The sequence below is a fragment of the Mesorhizobium sp. WSM4810 genome (genome assembly GCF_055811235.1).
The window spans coordinates 97,960-122,645 of record NZ_JBVVQV010000004.1 but is presented as its reverse complement, the minus strand read 5'-3'; the positions used below and the strand labels follow the sequence as shown (position 1 = coordinate 122,645).

The window sequence follows — 24,686 nt, the reverse complement described above, 5'->3', positions numbered from 1 at the left end:
ATTGCTAAACCGCTTTACCTGGCGCCAGCACAGCCGGTTCGGAACCTGCATCGGCTTCCAGCCCGGATTGGTGCTCGCATGCAAGATGTGGCCAGCCGTACCCGGCGGTCTAGTTTTCGGGACTCCGGCTGAAATCCGGCACGATGTGCGGGATGTCGTCGATGCCGAGGCCGAGCCCCCGCGTCATGCCATAAAAGATGCCAAGTAGAACCAGCGTGACGATCGTCGTCCGCAGCACCGCGCGCAGCATATGCGGTCCGCGCGGCGCGCTGGATACCGTGCCCAGCGTCACGTCCTCATCCTCGTCCTGCGTCCTCAGGCTGAACGGCAGGATGGCGAACAGCACCACCCACCATGTGATGAAGAACAGGGCGAGAAATGAAACCCAGCTCATGCTTGCTCCAGTTCGACCAGCGTGCCGAAGAAATCCTTGGGATGCAGGAAAAGCACCGGCTTGCCGTGCGCGCCGGTCTTCGGGTTGCCGTCGCCCAGGACGCGGGCGCCGCTGGCCTTGAGGTGTTCTCGCGCGGCAAGAATGTCGTCGACCTCATAGCACAGATGATGCATGCCGCCCGAGGGGTTCTTCTCGAGGAATGCCGCGATCGGCGAACCCTCACCAAGCGGTTCCAGCAATTCGATCTTGGTATTGCCGACATCGACGAACACCACCGTCACGCCATGCTCCGGCAGCGCCTGCGGCGCCGTCACCCAAGCGCCGAGCATGTCACGATAAGCCGCTGTCGCCGCAGCCAGATCCGGCACGGCAAGCGCGACATGGTTCAGGCGTCCAAGCATTGGTTTTCCTCAGGGCAGTAAGGCAATAGGGCAGTATGGGAGTAGGGAAAAACGACTTTCTCCCCCTACTGCCGTACTGCCGTACTGCCCTACTCCCCTATTCCCTTACCTTGTGACGAACACCGTCACCAGCGGCTTCTTGCCCCAGGCTTCATTGGCGGCGCCACGGACGGCGCGGCGCACTGCCTCCTGCACGAGGTCGAGATCTCTTCGGCGCTGACGGGGGATGGAGTCCACGGCGCCGATTGCCGCATCGATCATCAGGTCCTCCAGGCTCTCGCCGCGGCCATCGGCCTCGGCGACGCCGATGGCGACCAGATCGGGATCGCCGGCGAGCTCATATTTGTCGTCGAGCACGACATTGACCGCGACATGGCCGGCGAAAGACAGCTTGCGCCGGTCGCGAATGCCCATCGCCTGGTCGGTGCCGATCAGCCTGCCGTCCTTGTAGATGCGGCCGAACGGCACCTGGTCGATGATCGCCGCCGCACCGGGATAGAGCCGCAGCATGTCGCCGTTGCGCACCTGCGCCACCTGGCCGATGCCGGACACCGACATCAGCGATCCCTGCGCCACCAGATGCGCCGCCTCGCCATGCACGGGAACGCCGATCTGCGGCCGCACCCATTCATACATCTTGCGCAGCTCGCTGCGGCGCGGATGGCCCGAGACATGCACCAGCGCATCACCGTCCTCGATGATCTTGATGCCGAGGTCGATCAGCCGGTTCTTGATCTCGAGGATACCCTTCTCGTTGCCGGGAATGGTGCGCGAGGAAAACACCACCGTGTCGCCTGCCGTCAGCGACACCGATTTCATCTCCTCGCGCGACAGTTTCGCCAGTGCCGCAAGCGGCTCGCCCTGGCTGCCGGTGCAGATGATGACGAGGTTTTCGCGCGGGATGAAGCCAAAGTCCTCCTCGGCGATGAATTCGGGCAGCCCATCCATGTAGCCGAGTTCGCCGGCAACATCGATGACCCGCTTCAGCGAGCGGCCGAGCACCAGGCACTGCCGGCCGGCATCGCGTGCCGCCTTGGCAATGGAGACGATGCGTCCGACATTGGAGGAAAAGGTGGTGACCGCAACGCGGCCCTTGGCGCTCTGGATGACGCCCTTGAGGCCCTCGCCAACCGCGACTTCCGACGGCGACACCCCTTCCCGCAGCGCATTGGTGGAATCGCAGATCAACGCCAGCACGCCCTTGTCGCCATAGGCGCGAAAGCGCGCCTCGTCGGTCAGCGGACCGATCGTCGGCGCCGGATCGATCTTCCAATCACCGGTGTGGATGACGGTGCCGGCCGGCGAGGTGATCGCCAGCGACATCGGCTCGGGGATCGAATGCGCGACCGGGATGGCCTCGATCTCGAACGGGCCGACGCTGAACTTTTCACCGGCGCGGTAGATCGTCACCGGGATCTTTGGTGCGCCCTGCTCGCCCTGCCGCTTGGCTTCCAGCAATCCAGCGCCGAACGGCGTCATCCAGACCGGCGCCTTGAGCTTCGGCCATGTGTCGAGCAGCGCGCCGTAGTGGTCCTCATGCGCGTGCGTGATGACGATGCCACGCAGATTGGCGATGTTCTCCTCGATGAAGCGCGTGTCAGGCAGCACCAGGTCGACGCCAGGCAGGCTGGCATCGGGAAAGGTCACGCCGACATCGACGACGATCCAGTCGCGCGCATTGGCCGGCCCGTAGCCATAGAGGGCGAAGTTCATGCCGATCTCGCCGACGCCGCCAAGCGGCACGAAGACGAGTTCGGCGTTTTCCGCTGTCGCCATGATCATTCCTTTCCTGGCCGGTCAACCCAAGCCCGTCAAACTCTGGGGCCAGTCAAACCTGAGCCCGTAAAAAACTTGGCCTGTCAAAACCTTGGCCTGCCAAACCTGGGGGGCCTGTCAAACCTGGGCCGACGCGACCGCACCGAAATGCACGTCGCCGGCGGCGATCGTCAGAACCGAACCCTCATCGTCGCGGATCACGAAACGGCAGTCCTCGTCAATGGTCTCGAACGTGCCGCGCACCACATTACCGTCAATTCTGACAGCAACCTGCCCGCCAAGCCCTGCCGCACGCGCCAGCCAGCGCCGCCTGACGGCGGCCAGCCCGCGCCCATCGTTCCACAGCCGCGCATTCTCGCTCCAGGCATCCGACAGCGCCAGAAACAATGTCTCGGCATCGCAAGCAGCGCCCAGCGCGCCAAGCGATGTCGCGGGATAAGGCAAATCCTTGGGGTATGCCGCAACATTGACACCGATGCCCACCGCCACCGCAAAGCGATCCCCTTCGAGTATCGCCGATTCCAGCAGGATGCCGGCAAGCTTGGCGCCGGAGGCGAGCACATCGTTGGGCCATTTCAGCTCGAAACGGTTTTTTCCATCGCTGCCGCCGTCGAGGCCGATTGCGATCCTGCCCTTCGGCACGACGGCGTCGAGCGCGTCGGCCAGCGCCAGGCCGGCGACGAAGCCGAGCGTCGCAGCCAGGCGAAGCTCGGCATTGGTGACCACCAGCAGGGTCGCCGCCAGATTGCCCTCGGGCGTCGCCCAGACCCGGCCGCGCCGGCCACGCCCGCTTTCCTGTTTTTTCGAAACGACCCAGAGCTTGCCCGGATCTCCCGCCCGCGCATGGTCGAGCGCCAGCGCATTGGTCGAACCGACGGTGTCATGAGCCTCGAGCCGGAACCCTTCCGAGGCCGCTGTTGGAGCCAGCCGAAATGCCATCCCGTCAGAAGAATGTCTTGGCGGCGGCTTCGGCATAGGTGCCGATCGGCCCGCCGATCAGCACGTAGAACAGCACGAAGGCGCCGCAGACGCCAAGCACGATGCGAAGCTCGGTCGCCATCGGCACGAAGCCGCCGACCGGTTCGTCGAACCACATGATCTTGATGATCCGCAGATAATAATAGGCGCCCACCACCGAGGCCAGCACGCCGATGATCGCCAGCGCGTAGAGGTTGGCGTTGATGGCGGCAAGGAACACGTACCACTTCCCCCAGAAGCCGGCGAGCGGCGGAATGCCGGCCAGCGAGAACATCAGGATGGTCAGGATCGTGGCCATGATCGGATTGGTCGACGACAGCCCGGCGAGATCGCTGATCTGTTCGACATTGCCTTCCTTGCGCCGCATGGCGAGGATGAAGGCGAAGGTGCCGAGCGTCATCACCAGATAGATCAGCATGTAGATGGCGACGCCGCGAACGCCGGCCTGGCTGTTGGCGGCGAGGCCGACCAGGGCGTAGCCCATATGGCCGATCGAGGAATAGGCCATCAGCCGCTTGATGTTGGTCTGGCCGATAGCCGCAAAGGCGCCGAGCAGCATCGAGGCGATCGAGATGAAGACGATGATCTGCTGCCAGTCGGCGGCGATCGGCTGGAAGGCGTCCATGGTGACGCGCACGATCAGCGCCATTGCCGCCATCTTCGGCGCCGCCGCGAGGAAGGCCGTCACCGGCGTCGGCGCGCCTTCATAGACGTCGGGCGTCCACATGTGGAACGGCACCGCCGATATCTTGAAGGCGAGGCCGGCCAGCACGAAGACCAGGCCGAAGACCAGGCCAAGCTGCCGCTCGCCGCCGCCAAGTGCTGCGGCGATCTCCTGGAAGCCGGTGTTGCCGGTGTAGCCGTAGACGAGGCTGATGCCGTAGAGCAGCATGCCCGACGACAGCGCGCCGAGAACGAAATATTTCAACCCCGCCTCGGTCGAGCGCAGATTGTCCCGGTTGATCGCCGCCAGCACGTAGATCGCCAGCGACTGCAGTTCGAGGCCGAGATAAAGCCCGATCATGCCGTTGGCCGAGATCATCAGCATCATGCCGAGCGTGCACAGCAGGATCAGCACCGGATACTCGAACTTGTCGAAATGCTCCGCCTTGGCGAAGCGCATCGACATGACCAGCGTCACCGCCGACCCGATCAGCGCCAGCACCTTCATGAAGCGGGCGAAGGGATCCTGGACGAAGGCTTCGCCGTAAGCGTTGCCCTGCCCGGTGGAAAGGATCGTCCAGAGGCCGGCAACCACCAGGACGGCGACGGCAAGGCCGCTGACCGTGGTGGTGGTGTTGGCGCGCGAATAGGCGCCGAGCATCAGCAGCGCCAGGGCGCCGACGGCGAGGATCAGCTCTGGCGTCGACAGCGACAGGCTGGAGAGAAGGTCCGGCGTCATGGTTCGCAAACCTCTCGGGTCAGTTCGCCGCCGCGGTCTGCGCGGTGTCGATGGATGCGGTGACATTGGTGACGAGCGCCTTGACCGATGCGGCGGTCGCGTCGAAGACCGGCGCCGGGTAGACGCCGAAGAAGATGACCAGCACGGCCAGCGGGTAGATGATCACCTTCTCGCGCGTCGACAGGTCGAGCAGGCCTTTCAGGCTGTCCTTGGTCAGCGCGCCGAAGATCACCCGGCGATACAGCCACAGCGCATAGGCCGCCGACAGGATGACGCCGGTGGCGGCGAAGAACGCCACCCAGGTGTTGACCCGGAACACGCCGAGCATGGTCAGGAACTCGCCGACGAAGCCGCTGGTGCCGGGCAGGCCGACATTGGCCATGGTGAAGATCATGAACACGGTGGCGTATTTGGGCATGTTGTTGACCAGCCCGCCATAGGCGTCGATGTCGCGCGTGTGCATGCGGTCGTAGATGACGCCGACGCAGAGGAACAGCGCGCCGGAGACGAGGCCGTGCGACAGCATCTGGAAGATCGCCCCCTGGACGCCTTCCTGGTTCATCGCGAAGATGCCCATGGTGACGAAGCCCATATGGGCGACCGACGAATAGGCGATCAGCTTCTTCATGTCCTCCTGCATCAACGCCACCAGCGAGGTGTAGATGATGGCGACGACGGACAGCGCGAAGACCAGCGGCGCAAACATCTCCGAGGCGATCGGAAACATCGGCAGGGAGAAGCGCAGGAAGCCGTATCCGCCCATCTTCAGCAGGATGGCGGCCAGGATCACCGAACCGGCCGTCGGCGCCTCGACATGGGCGTCCGGCAGCCAGGTGTGCACCGGCCACATCGGCATCTTCACGGCGAAGGAGGCGAAGAAGGCGAGCCATAGCCAGGTCTGCATGGAGGCCGGGAAGTTGTGCGTCAGGAGCGTCGGGATGTCGGTGGTGCCGGACTGGAAGAACATCGCCATGATGGCGAGCAGCATCAGCACCGAGCCGGCCAGCGTGTAGAGGAAGAACTTGAACGAGGCGTAGACGCGCCGCTTGCCGCCCCACACGCCGATGATGATGAACATCGGGATCAGGCCGGCTTCGAAGAAGACGTAGAACAAGACGATGTCGAGCGCGCAGAACACGCCGATCATCAGCGTCTCCAGCAGCAGGAAGGCGATCATGTAGGCCTTGACGCGCTTCTCGATTGATTCCCACGAAGCCAGGATGCAGAGCGGCATCAGGAAGGTGGTCAGGATGACGAACAGCATCGAGATGCCGTCGACGCCCATATGGTAGGAGATGCCGGAATCCAGCCAGGCAAACTTCTCGACGAACTGGAAGCCGGGCTCCGCATTGTCGAAGCCGGTCCAGATGAACAGCGAGATGATGAAGGTGATACCAGTCGTCCACAAGGCAATGGCGCGGATGTTGCGGCGGGCATTCTCGCTGTCGTCGTTGATCAGCAGAATGAACAGCACACCAACCAGCGGCAGGAAGGTGACCAGCGAGAGGATCGGCCAGGCGGTCATCAGAGCATCATCCAGGTGACGAATGCGGCAACGCCGATCAGCATGGCGAAGGCATAGTGGTAGAGATAGCCGGTCTGCAGTTTGACGACCCGGTTGGTGACGTCGACGACGCGCGCCGACACCCCGTCAGGACCAAGTCCGTCGATCACGGTGCCGTCGCCGGTCTTCCACAGGAAGTGGCCGAGGCGTTTTGCCGGCCGCACGAACAGGAAGTCGAAGAGTTCGTCGAAATACCACTTGTTGAGCAGGAAGGCGTAGAGCCCGCGATGCTGCGCCGCCAGGTTCTTCGGCATCTCCGGCGCGCGGATGTAGAATTGCCAGGCAATCGCAAAGCCGATCAGCATGGCGACGAACGGCGACAGCTTCACCCAAAACGGCACTTCGTGGATGTCGTGCAGGATGTGGTTCTCCGGCAGCGTGAACAGCGACGCCTTCCAGAACTCGGCATAGCCCTCGCCGATGAAGGCGCCATGGAAGATCACGCCGGCGAACAGCGCGCCCGCCGCCAGGATGTACAGCGGCACCAGCATGACCGGCGGCGATTCATGGACATGGTGCATGACCTCGTGGCTCGCCCGCGGCTGGCCGTGGAAGGTCATGAAGATCAGCCGCCAGGAATAGAAGCTGGTGAAGCAGGCAGCGACGACCAGCAGCACGAAGGAAAGGCCGGCGACCGGATTATGCGCGGCAAAGGCGCTTTCGATGATCGCGTCCTTGGAGAAGAAGCCGGCGGTGCCGATGACCGTCACCGGAATGCCGACGCCGGTCAGCGCCAGCGTGCCGATCACCATCATCCAGTAGGTCTTCGGAATGAGCGTTCTGAGGCCGCCCATCCTGCGCATGTCCTGTTCATCGGAGACGGCGTGGATCACCGAGCCGGAGCCAAGGAACAGCAGCGCCTTGAAGAAGGCATGCGTGAACAGATGGAAGATCGCCGCGCCATAGGCGCCGACGCCGAGCGCCACGAACATGTAGCCGAGCTGCGAGCAGGTCGAATAGGCGATGACGCGCTTGATGTCGTTCTGGACGAGGCCGACGGTCGCCGCGAAGAAGGCGGTGAAAGCGCCGATGAAGGTGACCACGATCAGCGCCGAATGCGACAGCTCGAACAGCGGCGACAGCCGCGCCAGCATGAACACGCCGGCCGTCACCATTGTGGCGGCATGGATGAGCGCCGAGACCGGCGTCGGGCCTTCCATGGCGTCCGGCAGCCAGGTGTGCAGCGGCACCTGCGCCGACTTGCCCATGGCGCCCATGAACAGCAAGAGACAGACGACGGTCATCGCAGCCTGCTTGTCGAGCGCATAGCCGAGGAAGGTCAGTACGGCAGCGCCCTGCGAGCCGCCTTCGGCCGGAATGAACGTCGCCGCATTGGCGAAGATGGTGCCGAGATTGACCGAGCCGAACAGCACGAACACGCCGAAGATGCCGAGCGCGAAACCGAAATCGCCGACGCGGTTGACGACGAAGGCCTTGATCGCGGCGGCATTGGCCGACGGTTTCTTGTACCAGAAGCCGATCAGCAGATAGGAGGCGAGGCCGACGCCTTCCCAGCCGAAGAACATCTGCACGAGGTTGTCAGCCGTCACCAGCATCAGCATGGCGAAGGTGAACAGCGACAGATAGGCGAAGAAGCGCGGCCGGTTCGGGTCGTGATGCATGTAGCCGATCGAGTAGATGTGGACCAGCGCCGACACCGTGTTGACGACGACCAGCATGACCACCGTCAGCGTGTCGATGCGCAGTGCCCATGCGGCCTCCAGCCCGCCCGACTGGATCCAGCGCAGCACCGGCACGGTGAACACCTCGCCCTCGCCGAAGCCGACGGCGAAGAAGGCGACCCACGACAGCACGGCTGATATCACCAGGAAGCCGGAGGTGATGTATTCGGACGCCTTGGCGCCGAGCGACGTGCCGAACAGGCCGACGATCAGGAAGCCGAGCAGAGGAAGGAAGACGATGGCCTGATACATGGTGGTTTCCGTCAACCCTTCATCATGTTCACGTCTTCGACCGCGATCGAGCCGCGGTTGCGGAAGAAGACGACGAGAATGGCGAGGCCGATCGCCGCTTCAGCCGCTGCGACCGTCAGCACGAACAGCGCGAACACCTGTCCGACGAGATCGCCTAGCGCTGCCGAGAAGGCGACGAAATTGATGTTGACCGCAAGCAGGATCAGCTCGATCGACATCAGGATGACGATGATGTTCCTGCGGTTGAGAAAAATGCCGAACACGCCGAGCGTGAACAGGATCGCCGATACGGTCAGATAATGTGCGATGCCGACGACCATCTCAGATTCCTTCGCCCGTCTTGACCTTGCGGATTTCCATTCCCGTTGCCGGCGTGCGGCCGACCTGGGCGGCGATCGACTGCCGCTTGATGCCCGGCTTGTGGCGCAGCGTCAGCACGATGGCGCCGATCATGGCGACCAGCAGCACAAGGCCGGCAATCTGGAAGTAGTAGAGGTAGTCGGTGTAGAGGATGTCGCCGAGCGCTGCCGTGTTCGAGCGCGCGGCAAGGTCCGGAATGGGTTTTGCAACCGTCGCCGCCAGTTGCGGCGCGAATGTATAGCCGCCGAGCACGACGATCAGCTCAGCCGCCAGGATCAGCCCGACCAGCGCGCCGATCGGCGCGTATTGCAGGGCGCCTTCTTTCATCTCGGCGAAATCGACGTCGAGCATCATGACGACGAACAGGAACAGCACCATGACCGCGCCGACATAGACGACGAGCAGGATCATCGCCAGGAACTCGGCGCCGGTCAGCATGAAGAGGCCCGCGGCATTGAAGAAGGTCAGGATCAGGAACAGCACCGAATGCACGGGATTGCGCGCCGAAATGACCATGAACGCCGACGCCACCGCGACAAAGGCGAAGAGGTAGAAAAAGGCCGCCTCTAGTCCATTCAGCATGGGTTCCCCCGGGTTCCTGTCCGAACAGGACGTTCGTCCTGTTCGATGTGTGCTTCGTTCCGCCTCCGGTGCCGAAGCCGCGTGTTCCTTAGACGAGGCCTCTCGCCCCGTCCATGCGTCAAATGTCAGCGGTACGGCGCGTCCAGCGAGATGTTGCGCGCCAGTTCGCGCTCCCAGCGGTCGCCATTGGCCAGGAGCTTGTCCTTGTCGTAATAAAGTTCCTCGCGCGTCTCGGTCGCGAATTCGAAATTCGGCCCTTCGACGATGGCGTCGACCGGGCAGGCCTCCTGGCAGAAGCCGCAATAGATGCACTTCACCATATCGATGTCGTAGCGCACGGTGCGGCGGGTGCCGTCGTTGCGGCGCGGGCCGGCCTCGATGGTGATCGCCTGCGCCGGACAGATCGCCTCGCACAATTTGCAGGCGATGCAGCGTTCCTCGCCGTTCGGATAGCGGCGCAGCGCATGCTCGCCGCGGAAGCGCGGGCTGGTCGGCCCCTTCTCGTGCGGATAGTTGATCGTCTCCTTCGGCGCGAAGAACTGGCGCATCGACAGGAAGAAAGCGCTGACGAAATCCTGCAGCAGCAGGGATTTTGCGGCTTGGGCTAGAGCAGACATCACGCAAACCCCGTGATCTTGAGGAACGCGGCGACAATCACCACCATCGCCAGCGAGATCGGCAGGAAGACCTTCCAGCCGAGCCGCATCAGCTGGTCGTAGCGGTAGCGCGGCACGAAGGCCTTCACCATCGAGATCATGAAGAACACCAGGCAGACCTTGAGCACGAACCAGATCAGCCCCGGCACCCAGGTGAAGGGAGCGAAATCGAAGGGCGGCAGCCAGCCGCCGAGGAACAGGATGGTGGCCAGCGCGCACATCAAGACGATGGCGACATACTCGCCGAGGAAGAACAGCAGGAACGGCGTCGACGAATATTCGACCATATGGCCGGCGACGAGTTCCGATTCGGCTTCCACCAGGTCGAAGGGCGGGCGGTTGGTCTCGGCCAGCGCAGAGATGAAGAAGATGACGAACATCGGGAACAGCGACAGCCAATGCCAGTCGAGGAAGGTGTTTGGCAGGCCAACCCTTGTGCCAAGGCCGTCCTGCTGCGACAGCACGATGTCGGACAGGTTGAGCGAGCCGACGCAAAGCAGCACCGTGACGATGACGAAACCGATCGAGACCTCGTAGGACACCATCTGCGCGGCCGAGCGCAGCGCGCCGAGGAACGGATATTTCGAGTTGGACGCCCAGCCGCCCATGATCACGCCATAGACCTCGAGCGAGGAGATGGCGAAGACATAGAGGATGCCGACATTGACGTTGGCGATCGCCCAGCCCTCATTGACCGGGATCACCGCCCAGGCCGAGATCGCCAGCACCGCCGAAACCAAGGGCGCCAGCAGAAAAACGCCCTTGTTGGCGCCGGACGGAATCACCGGCTCCTTGAACACGAACTTCAGAAGGTCGGCGAAAGCCTGCAGCGTGCCCCATGGGCCGACGACGTTCGGGCCGCGGCGCAGCTGCACCGCCGCCCAGATCTTGCGGTCCGCGTACAGGATGTAGGCGACGAAGATCAACAGCACGACGATCAGCACGACCGACTTCAGCAGGATGAGAAGCGCCGGCAGCACGTAGAAGGAGAAGAAGGTGTCCATGCTATTCCGCCGCCTGCCTAAAACCGTTTTTCGCCAGCGCCGAGCACTCCGCCATCACTGCGGAAGCCCGCGCGATCGGGTTGGTCAGGTAGAAATCCTTGACCGGCGAGGTGAAGGCGCCCTTGCCAAGCCGCCCGCCAAGCTTCGCCACCTTGGCGATATCGTCAGCATTGCCGGCCGCGACCTGGTCGATGCGGGCAAGATGCGGGTATTCGCCATAGAGTTTTGCGCGCAGCTGCGGCAGCGAATCGAACGACAATCTCTTGCCCAGCACATCCGACAGCGCCCGCAGGATCGCCCAGTCCTCGCGCGCATCGCCCGGCGCGAAGCCGGCGCGGTTGGTCTGTTGCACCCGGCCCTCGGTGTTGACGTAGGTGCCCGATTTTTCGGTATAGGCGGCGCCCGGCAGGATGACGTCGGCGCGGTGCGCGCCGTGGTCGCCATGCGTGCCGATATAGACGACGAAGGCGCCGCCGGTCCTGGTCATGTCGATCTCGTCGGCGCCGAGCAGGAACAGCACCTCCATATCGCCCAGCATGCCGGCGACGTTCTTGCCGCCCTCGCCCGGCACGAAGCCGACATCGAGACCGCCGACACGCGCCGCCGCAGTGTGCAGCACGGCAAAGCCGTTCCAGTCGGCTCTCGCGGCATTGACGGCCAGGCTGAGCTTCGCCGCCTGACCGAGCACGGCCGCGCCGTCCGAGCGCGACAGCGCGCCCTGACCGACGATGACAAGCGGATGCGTCGCCTGCTTCAGCACCTGGAAGAATTTGCCGTTGCCGTCGGCCAAATCCTTCAGCGATTCCGGTCCGGCGCCGAGCTGCTCATAGTCGTAGCGCGTATCGCCGACATCGCCGATGACGCCGACCGGCAGGTTGCCGAGCCGCCAGCGCTTGCGGATGCGGGCGTTGAGCAAGGAAGCCTCGAAGCGCGGATTGGCGCCGATGATCAGCACCGCGTCGGCCTGCTCGATGCCCTCGATGGTCGGGTTGAAGAGATAGCTTGCCCGGCCGAGCGACGGATCGAGCGCGGCGCCATCCTGGCGGCAGTCGGTGTTCTTCGAGCCGAGCGAGGCCATCAGCAGCTTCAGCGCATAGATCTCCTCGACGGCGGCGAGATCGCCTGATATGGCGCCGATCTTGTCGGGCGCGGTTCGCGACACCGCTTCCTTGATCGCGGAAAAAGCCTCGGCCCAGCTTGCCGGAGCCAGCTTGCCGTTCTTGCGGACATATGGCCGGTCGAGGCGCTGGGTGCGCAGACCGTCCCAGATGAAGCGGGTCTTGTCGGAAATCCACTCCTCGTTCACCGCCTCGTTGGTGCGCGGCAGGATGCGCATCACCTCGCGGCCTCTGGAATCGACGCGGATCGCCGAGCCGACGGCGTCCATCACATCGATGGATTCGGTCTTGGTCAGTTCCCACGGCCGCGCCTGGAAGGCGTAGGGCTTGGAGGTTAGCGCGCCGACCGGGCAAAGATCAATGACGTTGCCCTGCAGTTCCGATGTCATCGCGCTTTCGAGATAGGTGGTAATTTCGGCGTCCTCACCGCGGCCGATCAGGCCGAGTTCGGAAATGCCGGCAATTTCGGTGGTGAAGCGGACGCAGCGCGTGCAATGGATGCAGCGGTTCATGATCGTCTTGACCAGCGGCCCGATATATTTGTCTTCGACCGCCCGCTTGTTCTCGTGATAGCGCGAGGAATCGACGCCGAACGCCATCGCCTGGTCCTGCAGGTCGCACTCGCCGCCCTGGTCGCAGATCGGGCAATCGAGCGGATGGTTGATCAGCAGGAATTCCATCACGCCTTCCCGGGCCTTCTTGACCATCGGCGTGTTGGTGAAAATTTCCGGCGTTTCGCCATTTGGTCCCGGACGCAGATCGCGCACGCCCATGGCGCAGGACGCCTGCGGCTTGGGCGGCCCGCCCTTCACCTCGATCAGGCACATGCGGCAATTGCCGGCGATCGACAGCCGCTCATGGAAGCAGAAGCGCGGCACTTCGGCGCCGGCGTCCTCGGCTGCCTGCAGCAGCGTGTAGTGGTCGGGTACAGTAATCTCTTTCCCGTCGACCTTGAGCTTTGCCATCAATTGCCCCCGGCGGTCTTCGCCGTCTCATATGCCTGGAACAGGTCTTCAAGGCTGATGCCGTTGATCATCATGCCCGCAACCTGCGCGTCTATCTTCACGTTGCTCATGTTCACGTTGGTGAAATACGCGTTCGAAAGATTGGCGTCTTCCACCTTGGTGTTGCTCAGGTTGGTGCGGTGGATCCTGGCCGCCGACAGGTTGACGTCGTGAAACCGGGTGTTCGACATGTTGACGTCATCGAAACTGGAATTGCTGACGATGGCGTTGCGCACGTCGAGAACATCGCGCCTGTCGTGGACCTCCATCGCGTCGCCTACCTCTCGGCCTTGGCGGCCAGCGCCGCTGCCTGGCCAAGCCAGTTGTCGCGACCGATGCGGCCCTTGAACGACAGATAATCGTCGACCCAGGCGATCTCTTCCGGCGTCCATGTCGCGATCTGGCCGTAGGTCCAGATGCCCAGGCCGTTCAGCACCTGTTCCAGCTTCGGCCCGATGCCCGATATTGCCTTGAGGTCTGCCGGGTTTTCCGGACGATCCATTGCCTTGGGCTGCTTGAAATCCTCCGGCATCAACCCGGCCGGTGCGGCAGCCGCATCCACCACGCTGCGTGCATCATCCATGCTGTTCGCGGCTATGTCATTCACGTTCCTGGCGAAGGACTGCGCCTCGGCGATCAAGGTTTTCGTCGCCGCGCGCGCCTTGGTCGAGGAGCTTGTCCCTGTCTGCGAAAAGCGTTCTACCCTGGCATCGAAATCGTCGACGATCGGCTGGAAGAGCCGCTGCGAGGCCTCGGCGGCTCCCGAGAGCACGCCCATCCACAACCCAAAGGCATGATTGGCAAGCCCGATGCAGAGCGCCGACATCGCTGCCGCACCCGCGACAGGGTGCGCCAGGAGATTGACGGCGCTGGCCATCTCCTTCGGCATCATCCTGGTCAGGTCCTGGTTCATCTTCTCGAACGGGTCCAAATCTGGCATCAAATGTTCGGGTCTCGAATTCAGCGACATAGGTAGTCTCCTGGTCGTTTCTTCCGTATGCCCCGGCCTGTTTCCTCAGATCGGGCATTCGCCCGTATTTCAGATCGGGCTCTTGCCCGTATCTCAAATCGGGCATTCGCCCGTCTTTCAACTCTCGTCTATTCCGCCGCCACCATCACCGGCTCTGCCCGGTGCGCATTGCGCGAAAACTCGTCGATACGCCGCTCCACCTCGCCGCGGAAATGCCGCATCAGGCCCTGGATCGGCCACGCCGCCGCATCACCCAGCGCGCAGATCGTGTGGCCTTCGACCTGTTTGGTCACGTCGAGCAGCATGTCGATCTCGCGCTTCTGCGCCTCGCCGCGCACCAGCCGCTCCATCACCCGCCACATCCAGCCGGTGCCTTCGCGGCACGGTGTGCACTGGCCGCAGCTCTCGTGCTTGTAGAAGTAGGAAAGCCGGGCGATCGCCTTCACGATATCTGTCGATTTGTCCATGACGATGACAGCCGCCGTGCCGAGACCCGATTTCAGGTCGCGCAACGCATCGAAATCCATCGGTGCATCGATGATCTGCTCCGCCGGCACCAGCGGCACCGAAGCGCCGCCCGGAATGACCGCCAGCAGATTGTCCCAGCCGCCGCGAATGCCGCCGCAATGCGTCTCGATCAGCTCGCGGAACGGGATCGACATCGCCTCTTCGACGGTGCACGGCGTATTGACGTGGCCCGAAACGCAGAACAGCTTGGTGCCGACGTTGTTGGGCCGGCCGAACGACGAGAACCACGCCGCGCCGCGGCGCAAAATGGTCGGCGCCACCGCGATCGACTCGACATTGTTGACCGTCGTCGGGCAGCCATAGAGGCCGACATTGGCCGGAAACGGCGGCTTCAGCCGCGGCTGGCCCTTCTTGCCTTCGAGGCTTTCGAGCAGCGCCGTTTCCTCGCCGCAGATATAGGCGCCGGCGCCATGATGCATGTAGATGTCGAAATCGTATCCGGAGGTATTGTTCTTGCCGATCAGCCTGGCCGCATAGGCCTCGTCGATAGCGCGCTGCAGCGCCTCGCGCTCGCGGACGAACTCGCCGCGCACATAGATGTAGGCGGCGATCGCGCCCATGGCGAAGCCGGCGATCAGGCAGCCTTCGACCAGCGTGTGCGGGTCATGGCGCAAAATGTCGCGGTCCTTGCAGGTGCCGGGCTCGGATTCATCGGCGTTGACGACGAGATAGCTCGGCCGGCCGTCGCTCTGCTTGGGCATGAACGACCATTTCAGCCCGGTCGGGAAGCCGGCGCCGCCGCGGCCGCGCAGGCCTGACGCCTTCATCTCGTTGACGATCCAGTCGCGCCCCTTGGCGATGATGCCGGGCGTGTTGTCCCAGGCGCCGCGCGCCATCGCACCGGCCAGCGACTTGTCGAAGCGGCCGTAGATGTTGTTGAAGATGCGGTCTCTGTCCTGAAGCATTGTTCGTCCCTCAGACCGGTTTCTTGCCGAAGACGCGGATATATTCGGCGACCCCGCCCTTGGCCAGCGCCTTGGCCTGCTTGACCCAGTCATCGCGCTCGATGCGGCCCCGCAGGCTGAGATAGCCGTCGACCCACGCGCGCTCGGCCTTGGTCCATGACGCGACTTGCACATAGGTGAAGATACCAAGTGAATGCAGGGTGCCTTCGATATTCGGGCCGACGCCCGAGATCAGCTTGAGATCGTCGACCAGTGCCGGCCTGGCGATGCCGGCCGGACGGTTCTTGTCCTCGAGCGAAGGATTGCCCGTCTTGGCACTGGTCGTCTTGACGGGTTTTTTGCCGGCAGCGCCGATCGGCGCTTCCTTCAACTCCGGCGCCTTGAAAGCAGCCGTCGGCTCAGCCTTGGTCTTGGGACCGCTGCGCTGTTTCAAAACTTTTTCGACTTGCGGCGCGGCCTTGTTGGCATTGGCCGCCGAATGCCGCGGTGCTCTGACGCTCGCCGCCTTTTCCGTCTCTGGTGCGACCTTTGCCGGGGAAGGCGTCTCCAGCGCCGGGCTGGTTTCGGGCGCATCGGTCTTCGGCTTGCTGGCTTTCGACGGCGCAACGGGGGCCGCCGGTGTCTGTACGGCCGGAGCCGCTGGCGTCGCGACAATTGCCGCTGGTGCAGCCGCCCTGGCGGCCTTGGCAGCCGCCTTGGCTTCCCTGTCGCGGGTGGTCTTCAGGATTGCCTTTTCGCTCTTCAGCGTCGTCAGGCCGGTGATCGGCTCGGAGGTGATGCGGCCGTTCTGCGGCCCCGGCTTCACCGAGGCGCCCTTGCCGGCATCATAGAGGTCGATGATCTCGGCAAGCCGCTCCGGCGTCAGATCCTCGAAAGTGTCCTTGAAAATCATCACCATCGGCGCGTTGACGCAGGCGCCAAGGCATTCGACCTCTTCCCACGACAGCGTGCCCTTGTCGTTGGTGTGGAACTGGTCGTGATGGATTTTCGAACGGCACACGTCCATCAGCGCTTCCGAGCCGCGCAGCATGCAGGGCGTGGTGCCACAGACCTGGATATGCGCGCGGGTGCCGACCGGATTGAGCTGGTACTGCGTGTAGAAGGTCGCGACTTCGAGCCCTCTGATGTAGGGCATGCCGAGCATGTCGGAGATCGTCTCGATCGCAGCCTTGGTCACCCAGCCTTCCTGCTCCTGCGCAAGCATCAGCAACGGGATGATCGCCGACTGCTCGCGGCCCTTCGGATATTTGTTGATCCATTGCTTCGCCGCCGCCGCATTCGCCCGGTTGAAGGCGAAGGAGGCTGGCTGGAGGCTGGCTTCTGCGAGACGGCGGACTGACATTTATCGATCGACCTCACCAAACACGATGTCGAGGGAGCCGAGAACGGCGGTGACGTCGGCCAGCATGTGGCCGCGGCACAAAAAGTCCATGGCTTGCAGATGCGCGAAGCCGGGCGCGCGCAGCTTGCAGCGATAGGGCTTGTTGGTGCCGTCCGAGACCAGGTAGACGCCAAACTCGCCTTTCGGCGCTTCCACCGCCGCATAGACCTCGCCGGCCGGCACGCGATAGCCCTCGGTGTAGAGCTTGAAGTGATGGATCAGCGCTTCCATCGAGCGCTTCATCGCCGCGCGCTTCGGCGGCACCACCTTGCCGTCGAGGTTCGACACCGGTCCCGTGCCCTCCTTGCCGAGCAGCAGGTCGACGCACTGGCGCATGATTTTCGCCGACTGGCGCATCTCTTCCATACGCACGAGATAACGGTCGTAGCAGTCGCCGTTCTTGCCGATCGGAATGTCGAAATCCATCTCGGCATAGCATTCGTAAGGCTGCGACTTGCGCAGATCCCAAGCGACACCGGAGCCGCGCACCATGACGCCGGAAAAGCCCCAGGCCCAGGCGTCGGCCAGCGAGACGGTGCCGATGTCGACATTGCGCTGCTTGAAGATGCGGTTGCCGGTGAGCAACGCGTCGAGGTCGTCGAGCGATTTCAGGAACGGGTCGATCCACGTGCCGATATCCTCGACCAGCTGCTGCGGCAGGTCCTGGTGGACGCCGCCGGGCCGGAAATAGGCGGCATGCATGCGCGAGCCGCTGGCCCGCTCATAAAACACCATCAGCTTTTCGCGCTCGACAAAACCCCATAGCGGCGGCGTCAGCGCGCCGACATCCATTGCCTGTGTCGTCACATTGAGGATGTGCGACATGATGCGGCCGATCTCGCAATAGAGCACGCGGATCAGCTGGCCGCGCTTCGGCACCTCGATGCCGAGCAACCGCTCGGCGGCCAGCGCAAAGGCATGCTCCTGGTTCATCGGCGCGCAATAGTCGAGCCGGTCGAGATAGGGCACGGCCTGCAAATAGGTCTTGGCTTCGATCAGCTTCTCGGTGCCGCGATGCAACAGCCCGATATGCGGATCGACGCGATCGACGACTTCGCCGTCCAACTCAAGAACCAGCCTCAAAACACCATGCGCTGCAGGGTGTTGAGGTCCAAAGTTGATGTTAAAATTGCGGACGGAGGTTTCAGCCATTCTGGCGTCTCAATTCGTCTTGGCTTTTTCGTCGCCTGGAAGGACGTAATCCGTCCCCTCCCAAGGGCTGAGAAAATCGAAATTGCGGAATTCCTGTTTCAATTCCACCGGCTCGTAGATGACCCGCTTGGCCTCGTCGTCGTAGCGCACCTCGACGAAACCGGTCAGCGGGAAATCCTTGCGCAGCGGATGACCTTCGAAGCCGTAGTCGGTCAGGATCCTGCGCAAATCGGGGTGGCCCGAGAACAGCACGCCATAGAGATCGTAGGTCTCGCGTTCAAACCAGTCAGCGCCCGGAAACACACCGGTGATCGACGGCACCACCGTCTCCTCGTCGGCCTGGACCTTGATGCGGATGCGAATATTCTGCTTCGGCGACAGCAGGTGATAGACGACATCGAAGCGCTTGGCCCGCGATGGATAATCGGCGCCGCAGACGTCGATGATCGAGATGAACTGGCATTTTGGATCGTCGCGCAGGAAGCTCACAACCTCGATCAGATCCTGCGGCTCGACCGAGATGGTGAGTTCGCCATAGGCAAGCACCGCATCGCCGATCCGGCCGCTCAGCTTCTCGCCGAGATAGGTCGAGAGTTCATTCAGGCTCATCATCGCGCTCACCGCTCGATCGTGCCGGTGCGGCGGATCTTCTTTTGCAACAGAAGGATGCCGTAGAGCAGCGCTTCCGCGCTCGGCGGACAGCCGGGCACATAGATGTCGACCGGCACGACGCGATCGCAGCCGCGCACCACCGAATAGGAATAGTGGTAGTAGCCGCCGCCATTGGCGCAGGAGCCCATCGAGATGACGTAGCGCGGCTCCGGCATCTGGTCGTAGACCTTGCGCAGCGCCGGCGCCATCTTGTTGGTCAGCGTGCCGGCGACGATCATGATATCGGACTGGCGCGGCGAAGCGCGCGGCGCAACGCCGAACCTCTCCGAGTCATAGCGCGGCATCGAGGTATGGATCATCTCGACCGCGCAGCAGGCAAGACCGAAGGTCATGAACATCAGCGAGCCGCTGCGCGCCCAGGTGATCAGCGCCTCGGTCGAGGTGACGAGAAAGCCCTTGTCGGCAAGCTCGTTGTTGATCTCGAGGAAGAAGGGATCATTCGCCCCCACCGGCTTTCCGGTGCTGGGGTCGAGAATGCCTTTTGGCTTCGGCGCGACGAGCGTGCCGGAATTGTCGCTCAATCCCATTCCAGCGCTCCTTTCTTCCATTCATAGGCAAAGCCGATGGTCAGCACCGCCAGAAACACCATCATCGACCAGAAGCCGAGCATGCCGATCTGGCCGAAAGACACTGCCCACGGAAACAGGAAGGCCACTTCCAGATCGAAGATGATGAACAGGATCGACACCAGGTAGAAGCGGATGTCGAACTTCATGCGGGCATCGTCAAACGAGTTGAAGCCGCATTCATAGGCGGAAAGCTTTTCCGGATCGGGATTGCGGTAGGCCACCAGGAAGGGTGCTGCAAGCAGCGCCAGGCCGACGACCAGCGCAACGCCGATGAACAGGACGATGGGCAGGTACGAACTCAACAATGCGTTCATGCTGCAGCTTTCCGTTGGCGGCCAATCCACTCTGATTACAGCACCGGACCCACTTGCGGAAGCGTGACAGTTTAACCACTGAACCGTTTTAGGGGGCTCTATGCTGCAACGCGGCGAGGGTTAGCGCAGGGCTTTCGGTGAAGCAAGTCAAACCTTGTTCAAAACACGGTGCTCGACGGCATATCCGGAAAAACTGGTCCGATCCGCTCCTGTTTGATTTCCTTCACTGTTTACTCCACTTTTCTCTCCTGACATGGATGCCGCCAAAACCCTGCTAGCATGGCGCGGAATCATCGCTCCCACCTTTGGTCAAACGCCGACAGAGTGCCGTCTGCATGAAGGAAAAAATCTCGCTCGCCATGGCCCGGCGCATCGCGCTTGCCGCACAGGGGTTTGCCGATCCTCGCCCTAACGGCACGCCCGATCGCCGCCATCTGGCCCGTGTGCTTGGCCGGACCGGTCTGCTGCAGATCGATTCCGTCAGCGCGGTGGTGCGTGCCCATTATATGCCGCTCTATTCGCGGCTTGGCCCCTACCCGCTCGCCCTGCTCGACAACGCCGCCGTGACGCGCAAGCGCAAAGTCTTCGAATATTGGGCGCACGAAGCCTCCTTTCTGCCGGTCGAGACCTATCCGCTGATGCGCTGGCGCATGGAACGGGCCGAACGTGGCGAGGAAATGTATAACGGGCTGGCCAAGTGGGGCCGCGAGCGCGCCGCCTACATTGAAGATATTTATCGCGAGGTCGTCGAACGCGGCCCGATCGCCGCTTCCGCCCTGGAAGGCCAGAAAGGCTCCGGCGGCTGGTGGGGCTGGAGCGACGCCAAGCACGCTTTCGAATGGCTGTTCTGGGCCGGCCGCATCACCACGGCGTCACGTCGTGGCTTCGAGCGGCTTTATGATCTGCCGCAGCGCGTGCTGCCGCCGGAAATACTTGCCCTGCCGGTGCCCTCGCCTGAGGATGCGCACCGCGAATTGCTGCGCATCTCCGCCCGCGCCCACGGCGTCGCCACAGCAGGCGACCTGCGCGACTATTTCCGCCTCTCTCCCGCTGATATCAAAGGCCGCATCGAGGAACTGGTCGACGGCGGTGATCTTTTGCCGGTTCGGGTCGAAGGCTGGAGCAAGCCCGCCTATCTTCACAAGGACGTTCGTTTTCCGCGCAAGATCGAGGCGCGCGCCTTGCTCGCTCCGTTCGATCCGGTAGTCTTCGAACGGACGCGTACGGAAAGACTGTTCGACTTCCGCTATCGCATCGAGATCTACACCCCTGCTGAAAAGCGCCAATACGGCTATTATGTGCTGCCGTTCCTGCTCGGCGAAAGGATCGTGGCGCGCATCGACCTTAGGGCTGACCGCCGGGCCGGCGTGCTGCGCGTCCATGCCGCCTATGCCGAGCCCGGCGCGCCGCCGCAAACCGCCGCCGAACTTTTTGAGGAATTGCAGTTGATGCAAGGCTGGCTCGGGCTCGAACGTATCGAGGTCACGCCTGCCGGGGATCTGGGTTCGGCTCTCGCCGACATTGCGGCGTCGTAGACGTGCGTTGACACGACTGCCTCCACAAGCCTAAATCCGGTTCAGACGGTCTCCTCTCGGCAAAGGGAGGAGCCAAGAGGGAATGCGGTGCGAAATCTCGATTTCAAATCCGCGGCTGTCCCCGCAACTGTAAGCGACGAGCCAAGGCCGATAACCACTGGGAAAAATCCCGGGAAGGCGGCACGAAGGCGATGACCCGCGAGCCAGGAGACCTGCCGTCTAGGACTTAAGAATCCGATCGCCTGGCGGGTTTTCCGGGCAAGGAGCCTGATTTGGAACGCGACAGCAGTTTTTCGGCTGAGACAGCGGGCGTATTGTCCGGCGATGATGATGCTCTGGCCGACGTCACCGTGATCGTCTGCGCCTCCTGCCGTGACGAGACCGGCTCCGACGGCCATCCTCGCGCCGGCGAATTGTTGGCCGAAGACACGCGCCGCGCCGCCTCTGGCGAAAACATCCGTATCCGCAGCGTCGAATGCCTCGGCAACTGCAAGCGCCGCCTCAGCGCCGCTATCCTGCGCGACGGCTGCTGGAGCTATGTCTTTGGCGACCTGACCGCGACCAGCGGCGCCGATCTCATCACCGGCGCAAAACTCTTCGCCACCTCGACCGACGGCCTCATGCCATGGCGCGGCCGCCCCGATTGCCTGAAGCGCGGCCTCGTTGCCCGCATCCCTCCCCTCGACCTTTTGAAGGACCAGATATGACCACTTCCGTCTCGCGCGTGCCCTGCACCGTCGTCACCGGCTTCCTCGGCGCCGGCAAGACGACGCTGATCCGCCATCTGCTCGAAAACGCTGGCGGCAAGCGGCTGGCCATCATCGTCAACGAGTTCGGCGACATCGGCATCGATGGCGAGATTCTTAAGGGATGCGGCATCGACACCTGCCCTGAGGAAAACATCGTCGAGCTGGCCAATGGCTGCATCTGCTGCACCGTCGCCGACGATTTCGTCCCGGCGCTCGACCAGATCCTGTCGCTGACGCCCAGGGTTGACCATATCCTGATCGAAACCTCCGGGCTGGCCCTGCCCAAGCCGCTGGTCCAGGCCTTCCAGTGGCCGACGGTGAAGAGCCGGGTGACGGTCGACGGCGTCATTGCCGTGGTCGACGGACCGGCGCTGGCCGAAGGCCGCGTTGCCGACGACATGGACGCCCTGCAGGCGCAGCGCGCGCAGGACGAGACGCTCGACCACGACGATCCGGTCGAGGAGGTGTTCGAGGACCAGCTCGCCTGCGCCGACCTGATCATATTGTCGAAGAGCGACCTGATGGACGCCGCCGGCTCGGCCCGCGCCAATGCCGTCATCGGCAAGCACGCCGCCCGCGCGGTGAAGATCGTGCCGGCCTCGCAGGGCAAGGTCGATCCCTCCGTGCTGCTCGGCCTCGGCCTTGCCGTCGAGGACGACATCGAGAACCGCAAGACCCACCACGATGACGAGCTCGATCACGAGCATGACGATTTTGACTCGTTCGTCATCGACATTCCGTCGATTGCCAATCCCGAAGAGCTGGCTTTGCGTGTCGCCACGGCGGCGGAAGAAGAAAACGTACTGCGCGTAAAAGGCTTCGTCGAGGTCGGCGGCAAGCCGATGCGGCTGTTGCTGCAGGCAGTCGGGCCGCGCGTCAACCACTATTACGACCGCGCCTGGACCGCCGCCGACGATCGCCGCTCCCGCCTCGTCGTCATCGGCCTGAAAGGGCTGAACCGCCCGGCGATCGAGCGTATCCTCGCCGGCTGACCTCAGGCACGAGCCGCGATGCACATCCTCACCACCACATCCGCCTCGCTCGACGATCTTGCCGAGCCTGTCGATCTCAGGCAGACGCCTGCGGATGTCGTGGCGCTGTCCTTCACCGACAGCGACCTGGCCGGGCTGGCGGCGGCGTGGCAGGCGGACGCGGATCGGCTGCCGTCGATGCGGCTGGCGGCTCTACGTGACCTGCGCCATCCGATGTCAGTAGACCTCTGGATCGACAGCGTCGCCCGGCACGCCAGGGTTGTTCTGGTTCGCATCCTCGGCGGTTACGACTGGTGGCGCTATGGCTGCGACCAGCTCGCCTCGACCGCCCGCGCGCACGGCATAAAACTGGCGCTGCTGCCCGGCGAATGCCGCGACGAGGATTTGCGGCTGATCGAAGGCTCGACGCTGCCGCGCCAGGAGCTCGACGGCCTGCTCGGCTATTTCCGCGAAGGCGGCCCGGAGAATATGACGGCGCTGGTGCGGAGGCTGGCAAGTCTCGCCGGATCAGACGTGGCGGTCGCGGAGCCGGTTGTCGTGCCGAAGGCGGGATTTTATGAGCCGGGATTGGGGGGCGTAGAAAGACCGGACTTTTCAAATGCCGGCGTTCCTTCGCGCCCCCCTCTGTCCTGCCGGACATCTCCCCCACTTGGGGGGAGATTAGCCGTCACTGACCGCATCGCGAATTCTGTAACGTCTAACGTTGACAACAGCGTCGATGACGGGGCGATCTCCCCCCTTGTGGGGGAGATGTCCGGCAGGACAGAGGGGGGCGCGAAGGAACGCGGCCTTGCAGCCATAGAATCCGCCCCCATCATCCCCATTCTCTTCTACCGCTCGATGCTGCTCGCCGCCGACGTCGCGCCGATCGACGCATTGTTTGAAGCGCTGCGGCAGCGCGGCATGGCCCCCGTGCCGATCTTCGTCTCCAGCCTCAAGGACCCGGCCTCGCTCGCCTTTGTCGAAACCGCGCTTGCCACGCTACACCCTGCCGCCATCATCACCGCGACCGCCTTCGCCTCGGGTGCTGAGCCCGGCGTCGAAACCCCGTTCGACCGCGCCGGCGTTCCTGTCTTCCAGGTCATCGTCGCGACGACACGCCGCGATATCTGGCAAGACAACCAGCGCGGCCTGGCGCCCGCCGACCTCGCCATGCATGTCGTCCTGCCGGAACTCGACGGCCGCATCCTTGCCGGCGCCGTTTCCTTCAAGGGCGAAAGCGAGGTCGATCCAGCATTGGCTTTCCGCGCCTTCGCCAACCGGCCGGAGCCGGACCGCGTCGCCCAGGTGGCGAACCGTGTCGACGCGTTCGTGCGCCTGCAGCGCACGCCGCGCGAAAAGCGCAAGCTCGCCATCCTGATCCCCGACTATCCGAGCGCCCCCGGCCGCACCGGCTACGCCGTCGGCCTCGACGTGCCGTCCAGCGTGCTGGCGATGCTGCACGACCTGAGCGAACAGGGCTACGTCGTTGAAGGGATTCCGCAAACGCCGCGTGCATTGCTGGAGATGCTGGAGTCGGTCGATCAAGGGTTGGCATTGAAGGAGTATCTGACCTTCTCGAAGGAATTGCCTGCTGAGGCAATGGCTGTGGTAGAGGCCGCATGGGGGAATGCTGAAGATGAGACAGGTTGGTGCGAGGCACCCCCCTCTGTTGGGGGGGGGGGGGGGGGGCGGCGGGCGGGGGGGGGGGGGCGCCCCCCCGCGGGGAAAATAAAAAAAAACCCCCCCCCCCACCGGCCACAAACA

The 24,686-nt window shown here is 63.4% G+C and carries 24 protein-coding genes and 1 riboswitch; of the genes, 4 read left to right on the top strand and 20 right to left on the bottom strand.

Annotation, left to right across the window (positions count from 1 at the left end; genetic code table 11):
• Window positions 1-109: 109 nt before the first annotated feature.
• The 20 genes from AC0L3O_RS07830 to AC0L3O_RS07735 form a co-directional block, all read right to left on the bottom strand.
• Window positions 110-394, bottom strand: coding sequence for a DUF1467 family protein (locus tag AC0L3O_RS07830; protein WP_023798870.1), 285 nt, complete (start codon window positions 392-394; stop codon window positions 110-112).
• A complete protein-coding gene (mce, locus tag AC0L3O_RS07825) occupies window positions 391-795 on the bottom strand; it encodes a methylmalonyl-CoA epimerase (protein ID WP_287230295.1) in 405 nt (134 codons plus the stop codon). Before mce ends, AC0L3O_RS07830 begins: the two co-directional genes overlap by 4 nt.
• 105 nt (window positions 796-900) lie before the next feature.
• Window positions 901-2,571: a ribonuclease J gene (locus tag AC0L3O_RS07820; protein WP_287174687.1), complete on the bottom strand. Its 1,671-nt coding sequence runs from the start codon at window positions 2,569-2,571 to the stop codon at window positions 901-903.
• Window positions 2,572-2,688: 117 nt separating this feature from the next.
• Complete coding sequence (locus AC0L3O_RS07815; protein WP_287230301.1) at window positions 2,689-3,510, bottom strand: biotin--[acetyl-CoA-carboxylase] ligase; 822 nt, start codon at window positions 3,508-3,510, stop codon at window positions 2,689-2,691.
• 4 nt (window positions 3,511-3,514) lie between these two features.
• Window positions 3,515-4,951, bottom strand: coding sequence for an NADH-quinone oxidoreductase subunit NuoN (gene nuoN / locus AC0L3O_RS07810; RefSeq protein WP_091594340.1), 1,437 nt, complete (start codon window positions 4,949-4,951; stop codon window positions 3,515-3,517).
• A 19-nt stretch (window positions 4,952-4,970) separates the two neighbouring features.
• Entirely contained in the window at window positions 4,971-6,476 is a 1,506-nt protein-coding gene (locus tag AC0L3O_RS07805) for an NADH-quinone oxidoreductase subunit M (protein ID WP_023798865.1), read from the bottom strand.
• On the bottom strand, window positions 6,476-8,449 hold the full coding sequence (gene nuoL / locus AC0L3O_RS07800) for an NADH-quinone oxidoreductase subunit L (protein ID WP_287259834.1): 1,974 nt from the start codon (window positions 8,447-8,449) through the stop codon (window positions 6,476-6,478). Before nuoL ends, AC0L3O_RS07805 begins: the two co-directional genes overlap by 1 nt.
• An 11-nt stretch (window positions 8,450-8,460) precedes the next feature.
• Window positions 8,461-8,769 carry an NADH-quinone oxidoreductase subunit NuoK gene (nuoK, locus tag AC0L3O_RS07795; RefSeq protein WP_023798863.1) on the bottom strand — a complete coding sequence of 103 codons (309 nt, stop codon included), beginning with the start codon at window positions 8,767-8,769 and terminating at the stop codon, window positions 8,461-8,463.
• A gap of 1 nt (window position 8,770) precedes the next feature.
• Window positions 8,771-9,391, bottom strand: a complete 621-nt coding sequence (locus AC0L3O_RS07790) for an NADH-quinone oxidoreductase subunit J (RefSeq protein ID WP_091594336.1) — start codon at window positions 9,389-9,391, stop codon at window positions 8,771-8,773.
• A 125-nt stretch (window positions 9,392-9,516) separates the two neighbouring features.
• Window positions 9,517-10,008 (bottom strand): NADH-quinone oxidoreductase subunit NuoI, encoded by a 492-nt coding sequence (gene nuoI / locus AC0L3O_RS07785; protein WP_023798861.1) that lies wholly within the window; start codon window positions 10,006-10,008, stop codon window positions 9,517-9,519.
• Window positions 10,008-11,051 carry an NADH-quinone oxidoreductase subunit NuoH gene (gene nuoH / locus AC0L3O_RS07780; protein WP_023798860.1) on the bottom strand — a complete coding sequence of 348 codons (1,044 nt, stop codon included), beginning with the start codon at window positions 11,049-11,051 and terminating at the stop codon, window positions 10,008-10,010. The genes nuoI and nuoH overlap by 1 nt, the downstream gene beginning before the upstream one ends.
• A 1-nt stretch (window position 11,052) precedes the next feature.
• Window positions 11,053-13,134, bottom strand: a complete 2,082-nt coding sequence (nuoG, locus tag AC0L3O_RS07775) for an NADH-quinone oxidoreductase subunit NuoG (RefSeq protein ID WP_287056155.1) — start codon at window positions 13,132-13,134, stop codon at window positions 11,053-11,055.
• Window positions 13,134-13,442 (bottom strand): pentapeptide repeat-containing protein, encoded by a 309-nt coding sequence (locus AC0L3O_RS07770; protein WP_023798858.1) that lies wholly within the window; start codon window positions 13,440-13,442, stop codon window positions 13,134-13,136. Before AC0L3O_RS07770 ends, nuoG begins: the two co-directional genes overlap by 1 nt.
• Window positions 13,443-13,450: 8 nt before the next feature.
• Entirely contained in the window at window positions 13,451-14,143 is a 693-nt protein-coding gene (locus AC0L3O_RS07765; RefSeq protein WP_128173885.1) for an NADH-ubiquinone dehydrogenase, read from the bottom strand.
• Window positions 14,144-14,271: 128 nt separating this feature from the next.
• Window positions 14,272-15,576: an NADH-quinone oxidoreductase subunit NuoF gene (gene nuoF, locus AC0L3O_RS07760; protein ID WP_023798856.1), complete on the bottom strand. Its 1,305-nt coding sequence runs from the start codon at window positions 15,574-15,576 to the stop codon at window positions 14,272-14,274.
• A 10-nt stretch (window positions 15,577-15,586) separates the two neighbouring features.
• Complete coding sequence (locus AC0L3O_RS07755; protein ID WP_473615289.1) at window positions 15,587-16,918, bottom strand: NADH-quinone oxidoreductase subunit E; 1,332 nt, start codon at window positions 16,916-16,918, stop codon at window positions 15,587-15,589.
• Window positions 16,919-18,109, bottom strand: a complete 1,191-nt coding sequence (locus AC0L3O_RS07750; protein WP_128166991.1) for an NADH-quinone oxidoreductase subunit D — start codon at window positions 18,107-18,109, stop codon at window positions 16,919-16,921.
• 9 nt (window positions 18,110-18,118) lie between these two features.
• The gene (locus AC0L3O_RS07745; protein ID WP_287174710.1) at window positions 18,119-18,718 is read right to left on the bottom strand and encodes an NADH-quinone oxidoreductase subunit C; all 600 of its coding nucleotides are present in this window, start codon (window positions 18,716-18,718) and stop codon (window positions 18,119-18,121) included.
• Window positions 18,719-18,726: 8 nt separating this feature from the next.
• The gene (locus tag AC0L3O_RS07740; RefSeq protein ID WP_027156092.1) at window positions 18,727-19,308 is read right to left on the bottom strand and encodes a NuoB/complex I 20 kDa subunit family protein; all 582 of its coding nucleotides are present in this window, start codon (window positions 19,306-19,308) and stop codon (window positions 18,727-18,729) included.
• Window positions 19,299-19,664, bottom strand: coding sequence for an NADH-quinone oxidoreductase subunit A (locus AC0L3O_RS07735; protein ID WP_128166995.1), 366 nt, complete (start codon window positions 19,662-19,664; stop codon window positions 19,299-19,301). Before AC0L3O_RS07735 ends, AC0L3O_RS07740 begins: the two co-directional genes overlap by 10 nt.
• 335 nt (window positions 19,665-19,999) lie before the next feature.
• Between AC0L3O_RS07735 and AC0L3O_RS07730 the strand changes: the two genes are divergently transcribed.
• The 4 genes from AC0L3O_RS07730 to AC0L3O_RS07715 all read left to right on the top strand — a co-directional run.
• Window positions 20,000-21,199 carry a winged helix-turn-helix domain-containing protein gene (locus AC0L3O_RS07730; RefSeq protein WP_023798849.1) on the top strand — a complete coding sequence of 400 codons (1,200 nt, stop codon included), beginning with the start codon at window positions 20,000-20,002 and terminating at the stop codon, window positions 21,197-21,199.
• Window positions 21,200-21,228: 29 nt separating this feature from the next.
• A riboswitch (cobalamin riboswitch) is annotated at window positions 21,229-21,433 on the top strand.
• A 38-nt stretch (window positions 21,434-21,471) separates the two neighbouring features.
• Window positions 21,472-21,906 (top strand): DUF1636 family protein, encoded by a 435-nt coding sequence (locus AC0L3O_RS07725; RefSeq protein WP_128173888.1) that lies wholly within the window; start codon window positions 21,472-21,474, stop codon window positions 21,904-21,906.
• A complete protein-coding gene (cobW, locus tag AC0L3O_RS07720; protein WP_473615288.1) occupies window positions 21,903-22,940 on the top strand; it encodes a cobalamin biosynthesis protein CobW in 1,038 nt (345 codons plus the stop codon). Before AC0L3O_RS07725 ends, cobW begins: the two co-directional genes overlap by 4 nt.
• Window positions 22,941-22,958: 18 nt before the next feature.
• Window positions 22,959-24,686: cobaltochelatase subunit CobN (locus AC0L3O_RS07715; protein WP_473615287.1), on the top strand; the 1,728-nt coding region annotated here is incomplete at its 3' end.

Bases quoted from the DNA above. Each gene is read 5' to 3' on its own strand.
- AC0L3O_RS07770 (WP_023798858.1), bottom strand. From the start codon at position 13,442: ATGGAGGTCCACGACAGGCGCGATGTTCTCGACGTGCGCAACGCCATC.
- AC0L3O_RS07740 (WP_027156092.1), bottom strand. From the start codon at position 19,308: ATGGGATTGAGCGACAATTCCGGCACGCTCGTCGCGCCGAAGCCAAAA.
- AC0L3O_RS07745 (WP_287174710.1), bottom strand. From the start codon at position 18,718: ATGAGCCTGAATGAACTCTCGACCTATCTCGGCGAGAAGCTGAGCGGC.
- AC0L3O_RS07730 (WP_023798849.1), top strand. From the start codon at position 20,000: ATGAAGGAAAAAATCTCGCTCGCCATGGCCCGGCGCATCGCGCTTGCC.
- nuoG (WP_287056155.1), bottom strand. From the start codon at position 13,134: ATGGCAAAGCTCAAGGTCGACGGGAAAGAGATTACTGTACCCGACCAC.
- AC0L3O_RS07735 (WP_128166995.1), bottom strand. From the start codon at position 19,664: ATGAACGCATTGTTGAGTTCGTACCTGCCCATCGTCCTGTTCATCGGC.
- nuoH (WP_023798860.1), bottom strand. From the start codon at position 11,051: ATGGACACCTTCTTCTCCTTCTACGTGCTGCCGGCGCTTCTCATCCTG.
- AC0L3O_RS07820 (WP_287174687.1), bottom strand. From the start codon at position 2,571: ATGGCGACAGCGGAAAACGCCGAACTCGTCTTCGTGCCGCTTGGCGGC.
- nuoI (WP_023798861.1), bottom strand. From the start codon at position 10,008: ATGTCTGCTCTAGCCCAAGCCGCAAAATCCCTGCTGCTGCAGGATTTC.
- nuoK (WP_023798863.1), bottom strand. From the start codon at position 8,769: ATGGTCGTCGGCATCGCACATTATCTGACCGTATCGGCGATCCTGTTC.
- AC0L3O_RS07815 (WP_287230301.1), bottom strand. From the start codon at position 3,510: ATGGCATTTCGGCTGGCTCCAACAGCGGCCTCGGAAGGGTTCCGGCTC.
- nuoN (WP_091594340.1), bottom strand. From the start codon at position 4,951: ATGACGCCGGACCTTCTCTCCAGCCTGTCGCTGTCGACGCCAGAGCTG.
- AC0L3O_RS07750 (WP_128166991.1), bottom strand. From the start codon at position 18,109: ATGGCTGAAACCTCCGTCCGCAATTTTAACATCAACTTTGGACCTCAA.
- AC0L3O_RS07790 (WP_091594336.1), bottom strand. From the start codon at position 9,391: ATGCTGAATGGACTAGAGGCGGCCTTTTTCTACCTCTTCGCCTTTGTC.
- AC0L3O_RS07755 (WP_473615289.1), bottom strand. From the start codon at position 16,918: ATGTCAGTCCGCCGTCTCGCAGAAGCCAGCCTCCAGCCAGCCTCCTTC.
- mce (WP_287230295.1), bottom strand. From the start codon at position 795: ATGCTTGGACGCCTGAACCATGTCGCGCTTGCCGTGCCGGATCTGGCT.
- AC0L3O_RS07830 (WP_023798870.1), bottom strand. From the start codon at position 394: ATGAGCTGGGTTTCATTTCTCGCCCTGTTCTTCATCACATGGTGGGTG.
- AC0L3O_RS07765 (WP_128173885.1), bottom strand. From the start codon at position 14,143: ATGTCGCTGAATTCGAGACCCGAACATTTGATGCCAGATTTGGACCCG.
- nuoL (WP_287259834.1), bottom strand. From the start codon at position 8,449: ATGTATCAGGCCATCGTCTTCCTTCCTCTGCTCGGCTTCCTGATCGTC.
- AC0L3O_RS07805 (WP_023798865.1), bottom strand. From the start codon at position 6,476: ATGACCGCCTGGCCGATCCTCTCGCTGGTCACCTTCCTGCCGCTGGTT.
- nuoF (WP_023798856.1), bottom strand. From the start codon at position 15,576: ATGCTTCAGGACAGAGACCGCATCTTCAACAACATCTACGGCCGCTTC.
- cobW (WP_473615288.1), top strand. From the start codon at position 21,903: ATGACCACTTCCGTCTCGCGCGTGCCCTGCACCGTCGTCACCGGCTTC.